Origin of the sequence: Nocardiopsis sp. TNDT3 (assembly GCF_003427465.1) — a bacterium.
Lineage (GTDB): Bacteria > Actinomycetota > Actinomycetes > Streptosporangiales > Streptosporangiaceae > Nocardiopsis > Nocardiopsis dassonvillei.
In genome coordinates, this window is the sequence record NZ_QPFC01000683.1 from 1 (window position 1) to 2,137 (window position 2,137).

The window sequence follows — 2,137 nt, forward strand, 5'->3', positions numbered from 1 at the left end:
GGAGGAGTCGGTCCCCGTCCTGAGCGCCCGGGGGGTGGAGGTCGCCTTCGCGGCCGGGTTCGCCCCCGGCGGCGGCCGGGGCACCGCCCGCGCCGTGGACGGCGTCAACCTCGACGTCTCCGCGGGCGAGATCGTGGCGCTGGTGGGGGAGTCCGGCTGCGGCAAGACCACCCTGGCCCGCGTCCTGCTGGGCCTGGAGCGGCCCACGGGCGGTGACGTGGCCTTCGAGGGCGATCCGCTGCGCTACGGCTCCCGCGACATGCGCCGCTACCGCCGCCGGGTGCAACTGGTGCAGCAGGACCCCACCGGGTCGCTCAACCCGCGCCGCACCGTCTACGAGTCCGTGGCCGAGGGACTGCGCATCCACGAGGGCACCGTGTCCGACGAGGCCGAGCGGGTCGGCGCGGCGCTGTCCAAGGCGGGCCTGCGCCCGCCGGACCGGTTCTTCCCCCGCTACCCGCACGAGCTGTCGGGCGGCCAGCGCCAGCGCGTGGTGATCGCCGGTGCGCTCATCCTGGACCCCGAGGTGCTGGTGGCCGACGAGCCGGTGGCCTCCCTGGACGCGTCGGTGCGCGGCGAGATCCTGCGGCTGCTCCTGGACCTGCGCGCCGACCTGGGGCTGTCGGCCCTGGTGGCCACGCACGACCTGGGCCTGGCCTGGAACATCGCCGACCGGGTCGCGGTGATGTACCTGGGGCGCGTGGTGGAGTTGGGCACCGTGGAGGAGGTCCTGTCCGCTCCCGCCCACCCCTACACCCGGGCGCTGCTGTCGGTGCTGCCCGAGGCGGACGGGGAACCGGTGGTGCTCTCCGGCGAGCCGCCGGACCCCAAACGGGTGCCCCGGGGCTGCCGCTTCCACCCGCGCTGCCCGGTGCTGGCCTCCGGTGAGGCCGAACGCGCAGGGGTGGCCGACCGCTGCCGCACCGTGGACCCGGCGATCCTGGGGGGCGGCGCCGAACGGCGGGTGGCCTGCCACTGGGCGGCGGCCGACGCCGCCGGACGCGTGCGCGAGGGGGAACCGGCCTCCGGCTGAGGCGGCGCGAGGTCCCTCCGGCGCGCTGACCACGAACGTCTCCACGTCATTCCCTTCCATTCCCGCTTTCCGTGACCGTTTCCGGACAGGAGAGGAGAGTGATTCGTCCGGAATAGGGCTTTTATGGGGTCGGTTCGGGATCGACATGACGCACGAAACCCTCGTTTCCGACAGCCTGGCCCCCGCGCCCCGGCCCTCCCTCCTCACCACCGACCGCGACTTCTGGCAGGGACGGGAACTGGACCTGGACGCCTACCTGGCCCGCCTGGGCCTGTCCGGCGACCTGCCACCCACGCTGGACACCCTGCGCGCCGCGCACCGCGCGCACCTGGCCGCCATCCCCTTCGAGAACCTCCAGATCGTCCTGGAGCGCCCCATCCTGCTGGACGTGCCCGCGCTGGTGGACAAGATGGTCCTCCGGGCCAGGGGCGGCTACTGCTACGAGCAGAACCTGCTGCTGGCGGCCGCGCTGGACCGGCTCGGCTTCTCCGTCACCGGCTTCGCCGCCCGCGTGCTCTCCGGCGGCACGGGCGCCCCACGCCCGGCCACGCACGCCCTGCTGCGGGTGGACCTGGAGGAGGGGCCGTGGCTGGCCGACGTCGGCTTCGGCAGCGGCCTGCTGGAACCGGTCCCCTTCGCCGACGGGCACCAGGAGGTCCAGGGCGGGTGGGGCCTGCGCCTGGACCGCGTGTCCGAGGTGGGCGAGGACGAGTGGCTGCTGCGCTCCTTCGACGGTCGCGGGTGGAATCCGCTGTACTCCTTCTCCGCCACCGCGATGGTGCGCCAGGACTACGCCGTCTTCAGCCACCACCTGGTCACCCACCCGCGCTCCCCGTTCCGGGGCAGGCTGGTGGTCCAGCGCATCGGACCGGGTGCCCATCACATGCTGATGGACACCACCCTGACCACCGCCGCGCCCGACGGCACCCGCACGGAACGCGAGGTGCCCGTGGAAGAGGTGGGACAGGTGTTGCAGGAGGTGTTCGGCATCGGCCTTGACCAGGACGAACGGGCCGTCGTCGAGAAGCGCCTCCGGGAGTTCACTGGCATGTGAGCGGCATCACACAGCGGTGGGTGGGAGCGCGCCCACCCACCGCTGTGTGA

2 protein-coding genes are annotated in these 2,137 nt (G+C 73.6%); both read left to right on the plus strand.

Annotation, left to right across the window (positions count from 1 at the left end; all coding sequences use genetic code 11):
- Positions 1 to 1,033: ABC transporter ATP-binding protein (locus tag DQW06_RS17075; RefSeq protein WP_232833055.1), on the plus strand; the 1,033-nt coding region annotated here is incomplete at its 5' end.
- 145 nt (positions 1,034 to 1,178) lie between these two features.
- Positions 1,179 to 2,087, plus strand: coding sequence for an arylamine N-acetyltransferase (locus tag DQW06_RS17080; RefSeq protein WP_117198904.1), 909 nt, complete (start codon positions 1,179 to 1,181; stop codon positions 2,085 to 2,087).
- Positions 2,088 to 2,137 lie beyond the last annotated feature (50 nt).